Below are 18,336 nucleotides of genomic sequence, written 5' to 3' on the forward strand. Positions count from 1 at the left end.
GGCCAGCGGCAGACATTGTGAAGTAGTCGACGCCTGAAACCGACTGTGCCGTACCTCGTCAGCATTGCTCTTTTGTAAGGACTCACATGATCAAGAAATGCTTGTTTCCAGCGGCCGGCTACGGTACTCGCTTCCTTCCAGCGACCAAAGCAATGCCCAAGGAAATGCTGCCGATCGTCAACAAGCCACTGATCCAGTACGGCGTCGAAGAAGCCCTGGAAGCTGGCTTGAGCCAGATCTCCATCGTCACCGGTCGCGGCAAGCGCGCGATCGAAGACCACTTCGACATCAGCTATGAGCTGGAAACCCAGATCAAGGGCACCGAGAAAGAGAAGTACCTGGTCGGCATCCGCAAACTGATCGACCAGTGCACCTTCTCCTACACCCGCCAAGTGCAGATGAAGGGCCTGGGCCACGCCATCCTCAGCGGTCGTCCACTGATCGGTGACGAGGCGTTCGCCGTGGTGCTGGCGGACGACATGTGCGTGAATCTGGAAGGCGACGGCGTGCTGCAGCAGATGGTCAAGCTGTACAACCAGTTCCGCTGCTCGATCGTCGCCATTCAGGAAGTCGATCCTCAGGAAACCAACAAGTACGGCGTGATCGCCGGCGACATGATTCGTGAAGACATCTATCGCGTGACCAGCATGGTTGAAAAGCCAAAGCCCGAAGATGCCCCATCGAACCTGGCCATCATCGGCCGCTACATCCTGACCCCGGACATCTTCGATTTGATCGAACAGACCGAGCCAGGCAAGAGTGGCGAGATCCAGATCACCGATGCCCTGATGAAGCAGGCCCAGAACGGTTGCGTACTGGCCTACAAATTCAAGGGCGAGCGTTTCGACTGCGGCGGCGCGGAAGGCTACATCGACGCCACCAACTTCTGTTTCGAAAACTTCTACAAAACCGGCAAGGCGTTCATCTGACGCCTCACCGGCTTGCATGATCGACGCCGCTGCTCTTCGGACAGCGGCGTTCTTGTTTATGGCTACGGCCCGTTGGCGGGTCGTGCAGGTGCCAGGAGAGCAACATGAGCTATGACTTCGATTTATTCGTGATTGGCGCCGGTTCCGGCGGTGTGCGCGCAGCGCGTTTTGCCGCAGGTTTCGGAGCGAAGGTGGCAGTGGCCGAGAGCCGCTACCTGGGTGGAACCTGCGTCAACGTGGGCTGCGTACCGAAGAAGCTGCTGGTTTACGGCGCGCACTTTGCAGACGACTTCGACCATGCCAGCGGCTTTGGCTGGAACCTGGAAAAACCCTCGTTCGACTGGTCGACCCTGATCGCCAACAAGAACAAGGAAATCGAACGGCTCAATGGCATCTACCGCAATCTGCTGGTGAACAGCGGCGTCAAGCTGATCGAAGGCCATGCGCGCCTGGTCGACCCGCATACGGTCGAAGTGGACGGCCAGCGCTTCAGCGCCGAGCACATCCTTGTGGCAACCGGTGGCTGGCCGCAGATCCCCGACGTGCCGGGGCGCGAGCATGCCATCACTTCGAATGAGGCGTTTTTCCTGGAGCAGTTGCCCAAGCGGGTGATCGTGGTAGGGGGTGGTTACATCGCCGTCGAATTCGCCGGGATCTTCAATGGTTTGGGTAGCGACACCACCTTGCTCTACCGCGGTGAAATGTTCCTGCGCGGCTTCGACGGCTCGGTGCGCAAACATCTGAGCGAAGAGCTGACCAAGCGCGGCATGAACCTGCAGTTCAATGCCGACATCGCTCGCATCGACAAGCTCGACGACGGCAGCCTCAAGGTCACCCTCAAGGACGGCCGCGAGTTGGCGGCCGATTGCGTGTTCTACGCCACCGGACGTCGGCCGATGCTGGACAACCTGGGGCTGGAGAACACCGGTGTGAAGCTGGACGACAAGGGGTTCATCCAGGTCGACGAGCAGTTCCAGACCACCGAACCATCGATCCTGGCGCTGGGTGATGTGATTGGCCGGGTGCAACTGACGCCCGTGGCCTTGGCCGAGGGTATGGCCGTAGCGCGTCGGCTGTTCAAGCCGGAGCAGTATCGCCCCGTGGATTACAGGCACATTCCAACCGCTGTGTTCAGCCTGCCCAACATCGGAACCGTCGGCCTGACCGAGGAAGAGGCGCGGGAACAGGGTCATTCGGTGCAGATTTTCGAAAGCCGTTTCCGGCCCATGCAGTTCAGCCTGACCCACAGCCAGGAGCGTACCCTGATGAAGCTGGTGGTCGATGCCGATACCGACAAGGTGCTGGGTTGCCACATGGTCGGTCCGGATGCCGGCGAGATCGTTCAGGGCCTCGCCATCGCCTTGAAGGCGGGCGCGACCAAGCAGGTGTTCGACGAAACCATCGGCGTGCACCCCACGGCCGCCGAAGAGTTCGTCACCATGCGTACACCGGTAGACGCTTGAGCCTTGGGCCTGCCGGTCAGTCCGGCAGGCCAACCACGGCGGCGTATTCCTGCAGCGCGGCATCGTGGCTGATGCCCAGCTTTTCCATGGCGCAGCGTTTCTGGCGGCTGATGGTCTTCTCGCTGCGATCCAGATGCGCAGCGACGTCTCGCCCGCTCATGCCGCCCACCAACAGCTTCAGCACTTCCAGCTCGCGCGTCGACAGTCGCTCGTGGGTACCTCTGTGTTCCACTTCGTGCTCGGCCAGGCGTCGGGTGAAGCGGGCGCTGAGGTAGTTGTTGCCGCGCATCAGGCTGTACGCCGCCGTGCTCAGGTTGCTCAGGCACTCCTGCTTGTCGTACAGGCCTCGCGCGCCGCTGTCGAGAATGGCGCGCAGGACCATGGGGTTGTCCAGCGTGGTCAATACCAGCACCGGCAGGCGTGGGTAGCGCTGACGCACTTGACGCAGCAGGGCGAGGCCGTCGCCACCGTGCTGTTGGGGCATGTGGTAGTCAGTGATCAGCAGATCACAGGCATGCTGCTGCAACGATTCGAGGACCCGGCTGGCATTCTCGGCCTCATCGATCACGCTGAAGCGTGAACGCGGTGCACGCTCCAAGGCGATGCGCAGCCCGAGTCGAACGGCCGAATGGTCGTCGGCCACGATGGTTTTGATAGTCACCTGGTTGATCTCATCTGCGAAAGCGGGCCTCATGCTAGCCGTGGTGCGAGGGCATGGCTGTAAGGAGGACGTGTATGCAGACGTGAGAAAAGTCGACAAAACGCGGCAGCATTGCCCCTCGTTCACAATTCTTCTTTATTATGGGTAGCTTCGATAGGCAAAACCAATCACTAGCATCCAGTTTGCCAATGAGCTATCAGGCGAGCATGTGTTTAGGATGCTCCCTATCGAATTCAAACACGATTTCAACCCCCTGAAGGAGAGTCACCGATGCCGATCATCAACAGCCAAGTCAAGCCATTCAACGCTACCGCTTACCACAACGGCGCTTTCGTGCCGGTCAGCGACGCCGATCTGAAAGGCAAGTGGTCTGTCGTATTCTTCTACCCAGCCGACTTCACCTTCGTCTGCCCAACCGAACTGGGCGACCTGGCCGACAACTACGAAGCGTTCAAGCAACTGGGCGTGGAAATCTACGGTGTGTCGACTGACACCCACTTCACCCACAAAGCCTGGCACGACACCTCGGACACCATCGGCAAGATCCAGTACCCGCTGATCGGCGATCCGACCCACGTCATCTCGAAGAACTTCGACGTGCTGATCGAAGCCGACGGTATTGCTGACCGTGGCACCTTCGTGATCAACCCAGAAGGCCAGATCAAGATCGTCGAACTGAACGACGGTGGTGTAGGCCGCGACGCTTCCGAGCTGCTGCGCAAAGTCAAAGCTGCCCAGTACGTTGCTGCTCACCCAGGCGAAGTCTGCCCAGCCAAGTGGAAAGAAGGCGAAGCCACCCTGGCTCCATCGCTGGACCTGGTTGGTAAGATCTAAGCAGCTTCCCGAGCTGTGTCCCGCGGGTCACTTCCCGCGGGATCGCGACATCCGTTACGGGATCGCGACACCTCCGTAACGGACCGCTTTCGTATCATCGTTTCCAAAAGTATCTCGCTCACGCGGGGCTCAGCGCCCTGGCGGGCAACTGTCGTCTTCGAAACACTCAAAACGGAAATCGCCCTCATGTTGGACGCCAATCTTAAAGCCCAGTTGAAAGCCTATCTGGAACGGGTCACCCAACCGATCGAGATCGTCGCGTCCCTTGATGACGGCGCGAAATCCCAAGAATTGCTCGGTCTGCTGCGTGACATCGATGCACTGTCGGACAAGATCACGCTGCTGGACAACGGTAACGATGCGCGCAAGCCGTCGTTCTCCATCAATCGCCCCGGAGCGGACATCGGCCTGCGTTTCGCCGGTATCCCCATGGGTCACGAATTCACCTCGCTGGTACTGGCGCTGCTGCAGGTGGGCGGCCACCCGTCCAAGGCCAGTGCCGAGGTCATCGAACAGATCGCTGCCCTGAAAGGCGAGTTCCTGTTCGAAAGTTACTTCTCGCTGTCGTGCCAGAACTGCCCGGACGTGGTCCAGGCACTGAACCTGATGGCGGTGCTCAACCCCAACATTCGTCACGTGGCCATCGACGGCGCCCTGTTCCAGGCCGAAGTCGAAGAGCGTCAGGTGATGGCTGTGCCAAGCATTTACCTCAACGGCAAGAACTTCGGCCAGGGCCGCATGGGTCTGGAAGAGATTCTGGCCAAGATCGACACCAGCGCCAGTGATCGTCAGGCGGAAAAGCTCAACGCCAAGCAGGCGTTCGACATGCTGGTGATCGGCGGCGGCCCTGCCGGTGCATCGGCGGCTATCTATGCGGCGCGTAAAGGTATCCGTACCGGCGTTGCGGCTGAGCGTTTCGGCGGGCAAGTGCTGGACACCATGGCCATCGAGAACTTCATTTCCGTACAGGAAACCGAAGGTCCGAAGCTGGCTGTCGCCCTGGAAGAGCACGTCAAGCAGTACGACGTGGACATCATGAACCTGCAGCGCGCCGAGAAACTGGTGCCGGGCAAGGACGGTGCACCTCACGAGGTGATTTTCGCCAGCGGCGCGTCGCTCAAGGCCAAGACGCTGATCCTGGCGACCGGTGCGCGCTGGCGTGAAATGAACGTGCCGGGCGAGCAGGAATACCGTAACCGCGGCGTGGCCTACTGCCCGCACTGTGATGGTCCGCTGTTCAAGGGCAAGCGCGTAGCGGTGATCGGCGGTGGCAACTCGGGTGTGGAAGCGGCCATCGACCTGGCCGGTATCGTCGCCCACGTGACCCTGATCGAGTTCGACACACAATTGCGTGCCGACGCCGTGTTGCAGCGCAAGCTGCACAGCCTGCCCAACGTCAAGGTCATCACCAGTGCGCTGACCACTGAAGTGACCGGTGACGGACAGCGCGTCAATGGCCTGCGCTACAAGGATCGCCAGAGCAGCGAACATCATGAAATCGCGCTGGAAGGCATCTTCGTGCAAATCGGCCTGCTGCCCAACACCGACTGGCTCAAGGGCACCATCGAGCTGTCGAACCGTGGCGAGATCATGGTCGACGCCCGCGGTGAAACCGATTTGCCGGGTATCTTTGCCGCCGGTGACGTGACCACCGTGCCTTACAAGCAGATCGTCATCGCGGTCGGCGAGGGCGCAAAGGCGTCGCTATCGGCATTCGATCACCTGATCCGCACGTCCGCCCCGGCCTGATACAACGGGAAAGCCCCCTGTAGCAGCGGCGCGAGCCGCGTCAAGCCGCAACGCATTCATCCAGGCGCACCGGGTGTACCGCCGACGCGGCTTGCGCCGCTGCTACAGGGGAGCGCGGTCTCTGTAGCAGCGGCGCAAGCCGCGTCGCTTTTGACTTATACACTTCCTGTACAGCGCTTACGCAACTACGGTTGCCCCAGTTATATCGCACTGGAGTTGCATGCTTTTATACAGTCGGATGTGACCGTTCGGCAGCGCCACAAAAAACAGCAGATGCTCTTCGATGTTTTCACATCCTTTTCACAGCCACTGTTCCACTATGAAATCCGCTGATGGAACAGCGCCCCAAATGCCCGCTTCGGCGGGCTTCTTATTGCCCGCGTTTCGCACTTTCCTCCTGTTTCAATCCCCCGCGTCTCCGTGTCGCGCGTTCGATGCCGTATCTGGTTTGGCATCATCCGCACCGTTCCGTATCATCAACTGCAGCTACTGCCCATTCATTCAAGGAAGCCTTCATGAGCCTCGATCATTTGAACAATGTGCCCGGTGTTACCGCGCAACCTGAAGCCGCCACATCCCAGTTCGTCTTCAACCACACCATGTTGCGGGTCAAGAACATCGAGAAGTCGCTGGACTTCTATACTCGCGTATTAGGTTTCAGTCTGGTTGAAAAGCGTGATTTCGCCGAAGCGCAGTTCAGCTTGTATTTCCTGGCGCTGGTGGACAAGTCGACCATCCCGGTGGATGACAAGGCGCGTACCACCTGGATGAAATCCATGCCGGGCATTCTGGAACTGACCCATAACCACGGCACCGAAAACGACGCGGATTTCGCCTACCACGACGGTAACAGCGATCCCCGTGGCTTCGGGCACATCTGTGTGTCGGTGCCGGATATCCACGCTGCCTGTGAGCGCTTCGAAACGTTGGGCGTGGACTTTCAGAAGCGTCTGACCGATGGCCGGATGAAGAGCATTGCCTTCATCAAGGACCCGGACGGTTACTGGGTCGAAATCATCCAGCCCGACCTGTAACCGCCTTGTAGGAGCGGTCCGCGGCCGCGAAAGGGCTTCTGCGGTTTAGCAGGTACACCGCGGCGCCTGCTTCGCGGCCGATGACCGCTCCTACGAGATGGCTACACCCCTGTGCTCGTTATCAAAGCGGAATGTGGTCGCGGTAACGCTGATAGGCAACCTGGTAAGCGAGGACATTGGCAGGGATAGGTTGGGTGTGGCTGGTGTCGTCCAGCCGCACGCAGCGTTTGCACAACGCAGCCAACCCTTGAGGATCCTGACCGACGCACCAGGCAGCCTGAATGGCTGCGCCCAGGGCTGCCGCTTCCGGTTGTTCGGTACACACGACGGGCGCGTCCATGACGTCCGCCACCAACTGGCGCCACACCGGGCTTTTCGAACCGCCGCCGATCAGGCGTATGGCATGAGTCTGCAGGCCCCCGGCACGCAGCAGATCGAGGCCATAGCGCAGGCCGAAGGTCGTGCCTTCCACGGCCGCGCGACACAGGTTCGCAGGGTTCAGATTGTTGGTGGTCAAGCCCAGCACGGACCCGGTGGCGTGGGGCAGGGCAGGCACCCGTTCACCGTTCAGGAACGGCAGCATCACGATGCCTTCCGCCCCGATCGGCGCCTGTGCCACCGCCTGGTTGAATCCGCTGATGTTCAGTTGAAGCAGCTCGCGCACCGCTGTGGTGACGTTGGTCAGGTTCATGGTGCAGATCAATGGCAACCACCCTCCCGACGAAGAGCAGAAGCTTGCCACCGCCGGTTCCTCCGAAACGGCAGGGCGGTCGCTGTAGGCGTACACCGTGCCTGAAGACCCCAGGCTCATGGTGATGACCCCAGGGTGAATGTTGCCCGTGCCGATGGCGCCCATCATGTTGTCGCCCCCGCCACTGGCGACCACGGCCAGGGGATTGATGCCCAGGCGCGCAGCAATGCCCGGGCGAATCGTACCCACCGGCTGGTGCGCCTCGATCAACCGCGGCAACGCGGCTTCCAAACGTCCGCTCGGATCGATCTGCTGCAGCAGGGCCAGATCCCACTGGCGTTCGCGCACGTTGAAATAACCGGTGCCCGAAGCATCCCCGTATTCGGCGCGGGCCTGCCCGGTGAGCCAGAAATTCAGGTAATCGTGGGGCAGCAGCACATGGGCGATCCGTTCGAAGATCTCCGGATGGTGCTCCCGCGTCCAGAGCAGCTTGGATAGGGTATAGCCCGGCGCGATCACCAGCCCCAGGCGCTCGAGCGAGCCCTGCTCACCGCCCAGCTCGGCCAGCAGGCGCTCGTTCTGCGGCGTGCTTTCGGTGTCGCACCACAGCTTCGCCGGCCGCAGCGCCTGACCATCGGCGTCGAGCAACACCAGCCCGTGCTGCTGCCCGGACACGCCGATACCCAGAATCTGCTGACCATCGATGCCGGCCTGAGCCAGCGCCTGGGCAGTGGCCTGCTCGAAAGCGGTGAGCCAATCACCTGTTTCCTGTTCGCGACGGCCGTTTTCGCCGCTGATCATGTGATGGGAAGCCGAGCCCTGGCCCATGACCTGGCCGCTGTCGGCGTCAAGGATCAACGCCTTGGTCCCTTGGGTGCCGCAGTCGATCCCGAGAAACATGGCCGCTTACTCCTTGCCGTCCAGCATATGTTCCAAGGTGGCCTGCACGCCCTGGGTACGCAGGCTGTGCAGATTGCGTTCGAACGCTGCCACGAACTCCGCCGACTGCGGGATCCGGGTGCCGAAGATTTCCTCGACGCCCAGCAGCTGCTCGGTGAGCGAGGCCGGGTCGGCAACCAGTGCCTGGCAGAACGCAGCGCGCGGGTCGGGAATGCTGTAGTGCGTGCCGTTTTCGTCGACGCCGCCCAGGTAGAGCGCCCAGGCCGCCACAACCAGCGCCGCACGCTCGGTGTTCTGCCCATCGGCGATCAGCCGGTTGATGGTCGGTACGGTGAACTTGGGAAACTTCGAAGAACCATCCGAGCAGACGCGCTCCAGTTGATCGGCGATGGCCTGGTTGGAAAAGCGCTCGATCAGGGTGTCCTTGTAGCCCTCGAGGTCGATACCGGGAACGGACGCCAGTTGCGGGGTGACGTCCAGGTCCATGTAGGCGCGGATGTAGCGCACGAACAGTGGATCGTTCATGGTTTCATGAACGAAGCGGTAGCCCTTCAGAAACCCAAGGTAGGTCAGGGCCAGGTGACTGCCGTTGAGCAGTTTGATCTTCATTTCTTCATAGGGTGTGACATCGTCGGTGAACTGCACGCCGACCTTTTCCCACGCGGGCCGACCGGCGCCGAACTTGTCTTCGAGCACCCATTGCACGAATGGCTCGCAGACCACCGGCCAGCTGTCGTCGACACCATGGCGCTCGTGCAGCTGCGCGCGGTGGGCATCGCTGGTCATGGGCGTGATGCGGTCGACCATGGCATTGGGGAACTGTACATGGCTGGCGATCCAGTCGTGCAGTGCTGGATCATGCAGCGCGGCGAACGCCAGCAGGGCCTTGCGGGCGACCGCGCCGTTGTGCGGGAGGTTGTCACAGGACATCACGGTGAATGCTTCGATACCGGCATCGCGACGTTGCCTCAACGCTGCGCAGAGAAAGCCGAACACCGTGCCGGGTGCCTGCGGATGCGCCAGGTCGTGCTGGATCTGTGGGAGGTGGGCCATGAACTCGCCGTTGCTGTCATCGATGCAATAGCCGCCTTCGGTAATGGTCAGCGAGACGATGCGCACGGAAGGCTGGGCCAGTTTATCGATCAACGCCTGAGCGCCGTCTTCGGCCAGGAGCATGTCGGTGATCGCGCCGATCACGCGCACTTCGGTGTCCGGGGTATCGCCCAGCTCGACCAGGGTGTAATAGAAGTCTTGCTCGGCCAGGGCGTCGCGGACCTTGCGGTCTTCGCTGCGCAGTCCGGCGCCACAGATCGCCCACTGTTCGGCCTCTCCTGTGTTCATCAACGCATCGGTATAGAAGGCCTGGTGTGCGCGATGAAAACCGCCCACACCGATGTGGACGATGCCATGTGCACGGGTCGCAGGATCGTAGGTCGGCAACTGGATGTGTTCGGCGAGCTGGTGCAGATTCTGTCGATTGAGTTTCATCATCGGTCCTGTATCAGGCAGCGGCCTGGAGCGGTTTGGCCACGGCAATGCCCTGGGCGTCGAAAAGGTGGCAATACTGGGGATCCAGCAGCAGGCTCAGGCGTTCGCCGTACTGGCTGCGCAGGTCACCGCGAATGCGTAGGGTCAGCGGTTCTTGCGAGTCGGTGACGACATGGCAGAAGGTATCGCTGCCCAGGCGCTCGCTGACGTCGGCGGTCACCGCCAGCTGGCATTGCCCGGGTTGCGCAAGGTCGAGATGCTCGGGGCGAATGCCCAGGGTGACCGAGTCGCCCACGTTCAACGTTTGGCTGACGCGAGGCAGGTAGATATGGGTGCCGGCGTCCAGGGCGACTTCGCAGCCTTGGCCGTCGACGCGGCTGAGCTTGCCCTTGAGGAAGCCCATCTTCGGCGTCCCCAGGAAACCGGCGACGAACAGGTTCGCCGGATGGTGATAAAGCTCCAGGGGCGAACCGACCTGTTCGACACGGCCGCCGTTGAGTACCACCACCTTGTCGGCCAGGGTCATCGCCTCGACCTGGTCATGGGTCACGTAGATCATGGTGGCCTGCAGCTCTTTGTGCAGGCGCGACAGTTCCAGTCGGGTCTGCACGCGCAGGGCGGCGTCGAGGTTGGACAGCGGCTCGTCGAACAGGAAGATCTTCGGATGGCGCACGATGGCCCGGCCGATCGCCACGCGCTGGCGCTGACCACCGGACAGCTGCTTGGGCTTGCGGTCGAGCAGGGCGCCGAGTTCGAGGATGCGCGCCGCTTCCGCCACCTTGCTTTCGACCTCGGCCTTGGGTTTGCCGGCCAGGTCCAGGGCGAACGACAGGTTCTTGCGCACGGTCATGTGCGGATACAAGGCGTAGGTTTGGAACACCATGGCCAGGTCGCGTTTGGCCGGCGTCACTTCGGTGATGTCGCGGCCGTCCAGCTCGATGGTGCCGCTGCTCACTTCTTCGAGCCCGGCGATCAGGCGCAGCAAGGTCGACTTGCCGCAGCCCGACGGGCCGACGAACACCACGAATTCGCGGTCGTGCACTTCCAGGTCGATGCCCTTGATGATCTGCAGACCTTCGAAGCCCTTTTTCAGGTTTTTTATTTTCAGAGTGGCCATGGGATGGTTCCTGATATGAGTACGTTGTTGGCGATGCTGGCCTCTTCGCGGCCACTGGCCGCTCCTACAAGGGTCGTGTGGTACCCGTAGGAGCGGTCAGTGGCCGCGAAGGCGTCTATGAAATTGCCACCAGTCACTTGACTGCCCCGAAGGAGAGACCGCGCACCAGCTGCTTCTGGCTGATCCAGCCGAAGATCAGGATCGGTGCGCAGGCGAGGGTCGAGACGGCCGACAACTTGGCCCAGAACAACCCTTCAGGGCTGGAATACGAGGCGATCAGTGCGGTCAGGGGAGCGGCTCCGGAACTGGTCAGGTTCAGCGACCAGAACGCTTCGTTCCAGCACAGAATCAGTGACAGCAGCACGGTCGACGCCAGGCCGCCTTTGCTGATCGGCAACAGCACTCGGAGCATTTCCTGACCCAGGGTGGCACCGTCCAGTCGCGCCGCTTCGAGGATTTCCCGCGGAATGTCCTTGAAGTAGGTGTACACCATCCAGACCACGATCGGCAGATTGATCAGGGTGTAGATGACGATCAAGGCGATGCGCGAATCGAGCAGGCCGGCGCCCTTGGCCAGCAGGTAGATGGGCATCAGCACGCCCACCGGTGGCAGCATCTTGGTGGAGAGCATCCACAGCAGGGTCTGCTTGGTGCGCTTGGTCTCGTAGAACGCCATCGAGTAGGCAGCCGGGACGGCGATCAACATGCACAGGGCAGTGGCGCTGAACGAAATCAGCACCGAGTTCCAGGCGAAGTGCAGGTAGTCGCTGCGCTCCTGGATGTGCAGGTAGTTTTCCAGCGTGGGCGTGAAAATGAACTGCGGTGGCGTGGCGAAAGCGTCGATCTCGGTCTTAAAGCTGGTCAGCACCATCCAGAAGATCGGAAAGAACACCACGATGGCTATAGCCCAGGCCAGGCAGCCCAGGACCAGACTTTGCAGGCGACGCGATTGTTGAAGTGTCATGGCGCAGGCCTTCAGTTCTTGTCGGTGAGGTTTTTGCCGATCATCCGCACCAGGATGATCGCGGCGATGTTGGCGATGACCACGGCGATCAAGCCACCGGCCGAGGCCATGCCCACGTCGAACTGCACCAGCGCCTGGTTGTAGATCAGGTAGGCGAGGTTGGTGGACGCGAAGCCCGGTCCGCCGTTGGTCGTGGTGAAGATTTCAGCGAACACCGAGAGCAGGAAGATCGTTTCGATCATGACCACCACCGCGATGGGTCGCGCCAGGTGCGGCAGCGTCAGGTGCCAGAAGATCGCCAGGGCACCGGCACCGTCCAGCCGCGCGGCTTCCTTCTGCTCCTGGTCCAGGGACTGCATGGCGGTCATCAGCAAGAGGATGGCGAACGGCAGCCATTGCCAACTGACGATGACGATGATCGAGAACAGTGGGTAATGAGCGAGCCAGTCGACCGGTTCGGCGCCGAAGAACTTCCACACGGCCGCGAGAATGCCCGAGACCGGGTGGAAGATCAGGTTCTTGAAGATCAGTGCGCCCACCGTGGGCATGATGAAGAACGGCGAGATCAGCATCACCCGCACGATCCCGCGGCCGAGAAATTCGCTGGCTTCCAGCAGCGCGGCAATCAATACGCCGAACACCACGCTGATCAGCAGCACGCTGCCCACCAGCAGCAAGGTGTTGGTGGCGCCCGGCATGAAGCCTGCGTCGGTGAGAAAGAAGCTGAAATTTTCGAGCCCCACGAATTCGTTTTCGCCGGGGTACAGCAGGTTGTAGCGGATCAGCGAGAAGTACACGGTCATGCCCAGCGGCACGATCATCCACAGCAGCAGCAAGGCGACCGAAGGGGTGACCAGAAACCAGCCGGGGTTGGACAAGCGGCGCTTGCCCGTCACCTCAGCCGTGTCGGGCTGGGGCTTGGCAGTCGTAGTATTCATGAGTGCGCACCTGGTGAGCAGCGCTGCCCGCCGCAATTGGCGGGCAGCAGGGCAGACGTGTTACTGCTTGGGGTAGCCGGCGCGCTTCATGGCCCGCTCGGTGGCTGTCTGCGCGACGACCAAGGCCTGGTCGGCCGTGCTCTGGCCGGTCAGCGCGGCGGAAAATGCCTTGCCGACCTCGGTGCCGATGGCCTGGAACTCGGGGATCGTCACCAGTTGGATACCCACATACGGTTTGGTATCGGTCTGCTTGGGATCGGCGACCTTTAGCGATTCGAGGGTGATATGGGCGAACGGCGCTGCCTTCAGGTACTCATCGGTGTAGGTGGATTTGCGCGTACCCGGCGGCACGTTGGCCACGCCGTCGGTCTTGGCCACCAGCGCAGCGTACTCCTTGGAGGTCGCCCAGGCCGAGAATTGCTGCGCGGCCTGCTGGTTCTTCGAGCTGGTCGGAATGGCCAGGGCCCAGGAGTACAGCCAGGCGGAGCCCTTGTCGGTGGTCTCGTGGGGGGCGAAAGTGAAGCCGACGCTGTCGGCGACCTTGCTTTGGGTCTTGTCCATGGTGAAGGAGCCGGCCACGCTGGCGTCGACCCAGATGGCGCACTTGCCGCTGTTGAACAAGGCCAGGTTCTCGTTGAAGCCGTTGCTCGATGCGCCCGGCGGGCCGGATTTTTTCATGTTGTCGACGTAGAAGTTAAGAGCCTTCTTCCACGCCTCGCTGTCGAACTGCGGCTTCCACTCGTTGTTGAACCAGCTGCCGCCGAAGCTGTTGGCCACGGTGGTGATCAAGGCCATGTTCTCGCCCCAGCCGGCCTTGCCGCGCAGGCACAGGCCGTATTGGTCCTTGCTCTTGTCAGTGAGTTTGCCGGCGAAGTCGGCGATCTGTGTCCAAGTGGGTTTCTCCGGCATTTCCAGCCCGGCCGCCTTGAACAGGTCGGTGCGGTAGTAGGTCATCGAGCTTTCGGCGTAGAACGGCAGGGCATAGAGCTGGCCCTTTACCGACAGGCCGTCGCGTACCGAAGGGAAGACATCGTCGATGTCGTAGCTGGCGGGCAGGTCCTTCATCGGCGACAGCCAGCCCTTGGCGCCCCACAGCGAGGCTTCGTACATACCGATGGTCAGCACGTCGAACTGGCCGCCCTGGGTCGCGATATCGGTGGTCAGGCGCTGGCGCAGCACGTTTTCTTCCAACACCACCCAATTGAGCTTGATGTCGGGATGCTCGGTCTCGAAGGTCTTGGCCAGGCGCTGCATGCGAATCATGTCGCTGTTGTTGACGGTGGCGATGGTCAGGGTGGTGTCAGCGTAGCTGTAGCCGCTGAGGGACAGTGCACCGCACAGGGCGCCGGCAACGAGCAGATGTTTGCGGTCGATCGTCATCTCGCATTCCTCTTCGGCACGCCGGGAGGCGGCCTTGGTTATTATTCTTGTGCCTTCGTAGAGGTGAAGCACTGGCTGTGATTACAGACCCCCGCAGCCGATCTGACAAATCCCTGGGTGCACCTGCACTGATACTAATTTGCACTGGCCGCGCCATAGGCGCGGCGTGCCAGAGGGATCCCGGCAGGCGCTGTGAGGTTTCGTACAGGTTTCAGGAGCTCAGCCGTTGCATGGCCAGACGACGATAGTGCGACGGCGTCATGCCTTTGAGCTGTTGAAAGCGGCGGTTGAAATTGGAGATATTGTTGAAGCCCGATTCGAAGCAGACGTCTGTCACCGGGCGATCGCCGTCGGCCAGCAGCTCGCAGGACTTGCTGATGCGCAGACGGTTGACGAATTCGACGAAGCAGCGGCCGGTGGCTTGCTTGAACACCCTGGAGAAGTAGGTGGGTTTCATCCCCAGGTAAGCCGCGACTTCTTCCAGGGACAACTCACGGGCGTAGTGAGCGAAGATGTAGTCGACGGCGCGGTTGGTCCGTTCTACGGCATGTTCGTCGGCGTCCTGGGCTGCGGCGGTCCCCGAGAGCAGGTGGTAATCCTCGCAGGCGGCCAGCGACTCCATGAGAATCAGGAAATGGCCGAGGCGACTGATGCCCTGGCTGTCGGCAATACGCTGCATCGACACGCTGGCTTGGGCGATGGTCTTCGCGCAGCGAAATTCGATGCCATAGCGCGCACGGTCGAGCAGCGGGGCGAGGCTGCGCAGTTCGCTGAAGACCTGATGGCCTTGGTCGAACAGCTCGTCGGTGAAATTGACCAGCATGTCGCGCTTGTTCACCGACTGACCACTCTGCATCTGGCTGATCCAGTTGTGCGGCAGATTGGGCCCGGTCAGAAACAGGCTGCCTGGATTGAAATTGCCGATGTAATCACCCACGAACACCTTGCCCGACGTCGCGACCAGCAGGTGCAGTTCGTATTCCTTGTGAAAATGCCAGCGCACCAGCGGACACGGGAAGCCGTGCTGGCGATAGATGATGGAGCGACCTTCGTGGTCGTCCATCAACTCATAGGAAGGGTCTGTTATTCGTATAGGTCGGGTCATGCCGTGGCTGCTATTGTGATTGTGCCGATCGGGAATGCGCACTCAAGCATAGCGGCGTTCGGGGCTACACGTCCAAGGCTGAGATGACCGAACTCACTGCGGATCGTCGCGCTTGCGTGGCGCACCGGGACGCAACAGGCTGGGCCACGAAGGTCGCACGCTGGGGCGGCTCGGTTTCCAGCCAGCAGGCGAAGGTCGATTTTCACGGCTCAGCGGCTTCAAGAGCTGGACCTGTGCCAACAAGGCCTCGACGGCGGCCATCAACCCTACTTTGGAATGAGGCAGCACCGGATGAGCGGTAGGGATGAACAGGCTCTTGTTGGACAGCTTCACCAAGGGCGACGCCGGGCAGTCGGTGATGCTCATCACGCAGGCGCCGCGGGATTGAGCGAACCTGGCCATGTCGATGGTTTCTCGGGTGTAGGCGGGCAGGGCGATGGCCAGAAGTGCATCGTTGCTGGTGATGTTGCTCAGCCTGTAGGCTGAACCTTCCATGCCTCCATCCAGCGTCACGCAGTGCGCGCCGACGCAGAAAGGGTTAAGTCCTGCTGCCGCCATCTGGGCGATGTGAAAACTGTTGCCCAAACCGACCACGAATACATTCTGTGAGCGCACCAACTGCCGAGCCATGTCTTCGAAGGTCTGGTTGTCGTTCATCCGGGCGACGTTGTCCAGGTGGTGCTTGCTCAGACTGATCTGATGATTCAGATAGAAACTTTTGTCGGATGAGTGCTTGAGTCTCTCGTGGATGATGTCGGCCGCAGACACGACGGCCAGCAGATTTTCCATCAGGGCGAATCGCAATCCCGTGAAACCGTTCAATCCTATCGCATTGGCCATGCGGTTGACGGCGGCTGTGGAAGTGCCGGTCACGACAGCCAGTTCTTCTATATTGAGCGTCGCGCTTCGGTAGGGGTTGGCCAACAGAAACCCGGAGACTTTTTGCAGCGCCGGCCCTAGCTTTTCGTGTCGGGTGCGCAGCTTGAGCATCAGATCGGAGTCATACACCTTGGAGTTAGTGATCGGCGCCATTGTCGTTCGTCCTGAAGGAACATTGGATGCTGCGTAGCGCTCTTGAGTTTAGTTGTCCGACTACGTACGTCCAGAGGGTGCTTAGATCGATTGGTTCTTGGATTGGATCCATTGCGAGAAATACTTCGTGCTTTTGTGCAGATGATGACGAAGCATTGCGCCGATGAAATTGTCTTGGCGATGCTGCGCAAGGTTTCCCTTAACGTGCTCCAGTCTCAGCATCAATGTTCGGGAGTGGTGCTCCATTGCATACTCTGCGAGCAAGAGCTCCTTGGACCTTTTCCGAGCTGTGTTCCACTGTGATTCGTCGTCATACAACAGCACGGCGGCTTCCGCGAGCGCTTCTGCACTGCCAGCGACGCCGCCTGGCCAGTGGTCACCTGTGCGCATGCCCTCGACCCCGCAAGGTGTGGTCACACTGGGCGTCCCGCAGATCATGGCATCGAGCAACTTGCCCTTGATACCGGCGCCAAAGCGCAAAGGCGCCAGTGCGACCCGCGCCTGACCCACCACCTCCAGCGCGTCGGGCGCCCAGCCCTTGATCAGAAACCCGTGTGCGGGGTTATGCAGGGCTGTGGCCTTGGGAGGGGTGTAGGCGCCGTACAGGTGTAACTCGGCTTTGGGCAGTCGCTTGCGAATGCGCGGCCACACTTGATGCTTCAGCCACAGCACGGCGTCCCAATTGGGTGCGTGACGAAAGTTGCCAATGCAGACGAAGTTCGCGCGTTGCTGGAAATCGAGGGGAGGTGTGGCCAGCGGCTCCACCATCAAAGGGCAGTCATGAAGCAGACTGGGCGGGACACCGAAGCGCTCGATCAGCAACTGCGATTCGAATGGCGAAATCATCAGGCTCAGGTCGCAGCGGAAGATCGCGGCGACTTCGCGCTGGGTAATGTCGGCCTCGCTCATGTGCTGGTAGAGACGGTCGGGCGATACGTCGAACAATGCGGTGAAATCGTTTTCATCGTCATTGCCGCGCAAACGTTCCTTCAGCAGCGCCTGGCGGGCGTCGCGCAGACTTTGCAGGTCACAGGTTTCGAGCACCCGCAGTGCCTGCGGACAGTGCAACTCCACGCGCCAACCGAACTGTTCCTCCATCATGAAGCGGTCGAACATCACCACGTCTGGCTGCAAGTCGCCGATGAAATGGTCAAAGCTTTCGTTGTTGAGCTCGATGGCCTGTTCGCCGATGCCCAGCGCTGCCAGATCGGCCTTGTGCTCGCCGACCCTGGCGGGGCTGGCGAAGGTGACTTGCCATCCCTGGGCCACGAAGCAGTGCAGCAGCTGCATCATGTGCCCACCGGCTGCCGATGAGGTGGGCTCGGGCCATACATAGCCGATGACCAGGACGCGCTGAGGAGACATGAAAAGACTCTGGGAAAAAAACCGGGCGCGTATTAGGCCATGATTACGCGCAGGGATGTAGCCACAGGCAGGGCTTTACGCCACCAGCATGCTCTTGACCTTGTCGCGCAGCTGGTCGATGGAAAACGGTTTGCCGATACTGCTCATGCCCGCAGGCACGTCGAGGGCTTCGGCGTAGCCGCTGGCAAACAGCACTGGCAGTACCGGGCGCAGAACGCGCGCCTTTTGGGCCAATTCCTTGCCATCCATGCCAGGAAGACCCATGTCGGTCATCATCAGGTCGATGGTCTTGGCAGCATCTTCGAGAAATTTCAGGGCGCCCGGTCCGTCCTCGGCTTCCAGTACCTCGAACTCGAATTCCTCCAGCACGTCCACGATCAGCATGCGGACGATCGCGTCGTCTTCGACGACAAGAATGGTTTTGGCGGTATCGGACATCGTTCGGATCCTGGTCGGCAAAGGGCGCAGACGGCGCCGAGCCGTCATTTCGCTGATATCGATGCGCCTCGAGGCGGAAAGCACTTGGGAGGCAGGGCGCCATCATAAAGCATGGGTCGGAGCCAGACCATGCCTACGGAGCCATTAAACGAGACGGTTCCCACGTTTAGATATGAAAATTCTTACAAGACGTACGGAAAAAACCTAACTCTTTGATCGAATTGCGGCAAAATCCCCCGCCTCGATTA

16 protein-coding genes are annotated in these 18,336 nt (G+C 60.8%); 5 read left to right on the forward strand and 11 right to left on the reverse strand.

All coding sequences use genetic code 11. The features are described 5' to 3' along the window. The first annotated feature begins 86 nt into the window (after window positions 1-86). Both galU and gorA read left to right on the forward strand, forming a co-directional pair. Window positions 87-929, forward strand: a complete 843-nt coding sequence (gene galU / locus AC788_RS04775) for a UTP--glucose-1-phosphate uridylyltransferase GalU (RefSeq protein WP_049859454.1) — start codon at window positions 87-89, stop codon at window positions 927-929. Between the two features lie 104 nt (window positions 930-1,033). Next, window positions 1,034-2,392 carry a glutathione-disulfide reductase gene (gorA, locus tag AC788_RS04780; RefSeq protein WP_049859455.1) on the forward strand — a complete coding sequence of 453 codons (1,359 nt, stop codon included), beginning with the start codon at window positions 1,034-1,036 and terminating at the stop codon, window positions 2,390-2,392. Between the two features lie 16 nt (window positions 2,393-2,408). Here the strand turns inward: gorA and AC788_RS04785 are convergent, their stop codons facing one another. After that, on the reverse strand, window positions 2,409-3,053 hold the full coding sequence (locus AC788_RS04785) for a response regulator transcription factor (protein WP_161804285.1): 645 nt from the start codon (window positions 3,051-3,053) through the stop codon (window positions 2,409-2,411). Between the two features lie 270 nt (window positions 3,054-3,323). On the opposite strand from AC788_RS04785, the gene ahpC reads away from it, so the two are divergent. From ahpC to gloA, 3 genes are all read left to right on the forward strand, one after another. After that, the gene (ahpC, locus tag AC788_RS04790; RefSeq protein ID WP_043189224.1) at window positions 3,324-3,887 is read left to right on the forward strand and encodes an alkyl hydroperoxide reductase subunit C; all 564 of its coding nucleotides are present in this window, start codon (window positions 3,324-3,326) and stop codon (window positions 3,885-3,887) included. A 186-nt stretch (window positions 3,888-4,073) separates the two neighbouring features. After that, the gene (ahpF, locus tag AC788_RS04795; RefSeq protein ID WP_049859457.1) at window positions 4,074-5,636 is read left to right on the forward strand and encodes an alkyl hydroperoxide reductase subunit F; all 1,563 of its coding nucleotides are present in this window, start codon (window positions 4,074-4,076) and stop codon (window positions 5,634-5,636) included. Window positions 5,637-6,151: 515 nt separating this feature from the next. After that, window positions 6,152-6,670 carry a lactoylglutathione lyase gene (gloA, locus tag AC788_RS04800; RefSeq protein WP_049859458.1) on the forward strand — a complete coding sequence of 173 codons (519 nt, stop codon included), beginning with the start codon at window positions 6,152-6,154 and terminating at the stop codon, window positions 6,668-6,670. A gap of 121 nt (window positions 6,671-6,791) precedes the next feature. On the opposite strand, the gene xylB is transcribed toward gloA, so the two are convergent. The 10 genes from xylB to AC788_RS04850 all read right to left on the reverse strand — a co-directional run bounded on the left by xylB (window position 6,792) and on the right by AC788_RS04850 (window position 18,088). Next, the gene (gene xylB, locus AC788_RS04805; RefSeq protein ID WP_049859459.1) at window positions 6,792-8,261 is read right to left on the reverse strand and encodes a xylulokinase; all 1,470 of its coding nucleotides are present in this window, start codon (window positions 8,259-8,261) and stop codon (window positions 6,792-6,794) included. Between the two features lie 6 nt (window positions 8,262-8,267). After that, the gene (locus AC788_RS04810; protein ID WP_049859460.1) at window positions 8,268-9,749 is read right to left on the reverse strand and encodes a mannitol dehydrogenase family protein; all 1,482 of its coding nucleotides are present in this window, start codon (window positions 9,747-9,749) and stop codon (window positions 8,268-8,270) included. A 13-nt stretch (window positions 9,750-9,762) separates the two neighbouring features. Continuing rightward, on the reverse strand, window positions 9,763-10,866 hold the full coding sequence (locus AC788_RS04815; protein ID WP_049859461.1) for an ABC transporter ATP-binding protein: 1,104 nt from the start codon (window positions 10,864-10,866) through the stop codon (window positions 9,763-9,765). 133 nt (window positions 10,867-10,999) lie between these two features. After that, complete coding sequence (locus AC788_RS04820) at window positions 11,000-11,830, reverse strand: carbohydrate ABC transporter permease (protein ID WP_049859462.1); 831 nt, start codon at window positions 11,828-11,830, stop codon at window positions 11,000-11,002. An 11-nt stretch (window positions 11,831-11,841) separates the two neighbouring features. After that, on the reverse strand, window positions 11,842-12,768 hold the full coding sequence (locus AC788_RS04825; RefSeq protein WP_043189238.1) for a carbohydrate ABC transporter permease: 927 nt from the start codon (window positions 12,766-12,768) through the stop codon (window positions 11,842-11,844). A gap of 60 nt (window positions 12,769-12,828) precedes the next feature. Beyond that, complete coding sequence (locus tag AC788_RS04830) at window positions 12,829-14,148, reverse strand: ABC transporter substrate-binding protein (RefSeq protein ID WP_049859463.1); 1,320 nt, start codon at window positions 14,146-14,148, stop codon at window positions 12,829-12,831. 211 nt (window positions 14,149-14,359) lie between these two features. Further along, window positions 14,360-15,253, reverse strand: a complete 894-nt coding sequence (locus AC788_RS04835; RefSeq protein ID WP_049859464.1) for an AraC family transcriptional regulator — start codon at window positions 15,251-15,253, stop codon at window positions 14,360-14,362. 93 nt (window positions 15,254-15,346) lie between these two features. Beyond that, window positions 15,347-16,285 (reverse strand): MurR/RpiR family transcriptional regulator, encoded by a 939-nt coding sequence (locus tag AC788_RS04840; RefSeq protein ID WP_049859465.1) that lies wholly within the window; start codon window positions 16,283-16,285, stop codon window positions 15,347-15,349. A gap of 81 nt (window positions 16,286-16,366) precedes the next feature. Next, entirely contained in the window at window positions 16,367-17,650 is a 1,284-nt protein-coding gene (locus tag AC788_RS04845; protein ID WP_049859466.1) for a glycosyltransferase, read from the reverse strand. 75 nt (window positions 17,651-17,725) lie between these two features. Beyond that, window positions 17,726-18,088 (reverse strand): response regulator, encoded by a 363-nt coding sequence (locus tag AC788_RS04850; protein ID WP_049859467.1) that lies wholly within the window; start codon window positions 18,086-18,088, stop codon window positions 17,726-17,728. Between the last annotated feature and the right edge of the window lie 248 nt (window positions 18,089-18,336).

Origin of the sequence: Pseudomonas sp. RIT-PI-a (genome assembly GCF_001187875.1) — a bacterium.
Lineage (GTDB): Bacteria > Pseudomonadota > Gammaproteobacteria > Pseudomonadales > Pseudomonadaceae > Aquipseudomonas > Aquipseudomonas coleopterorum.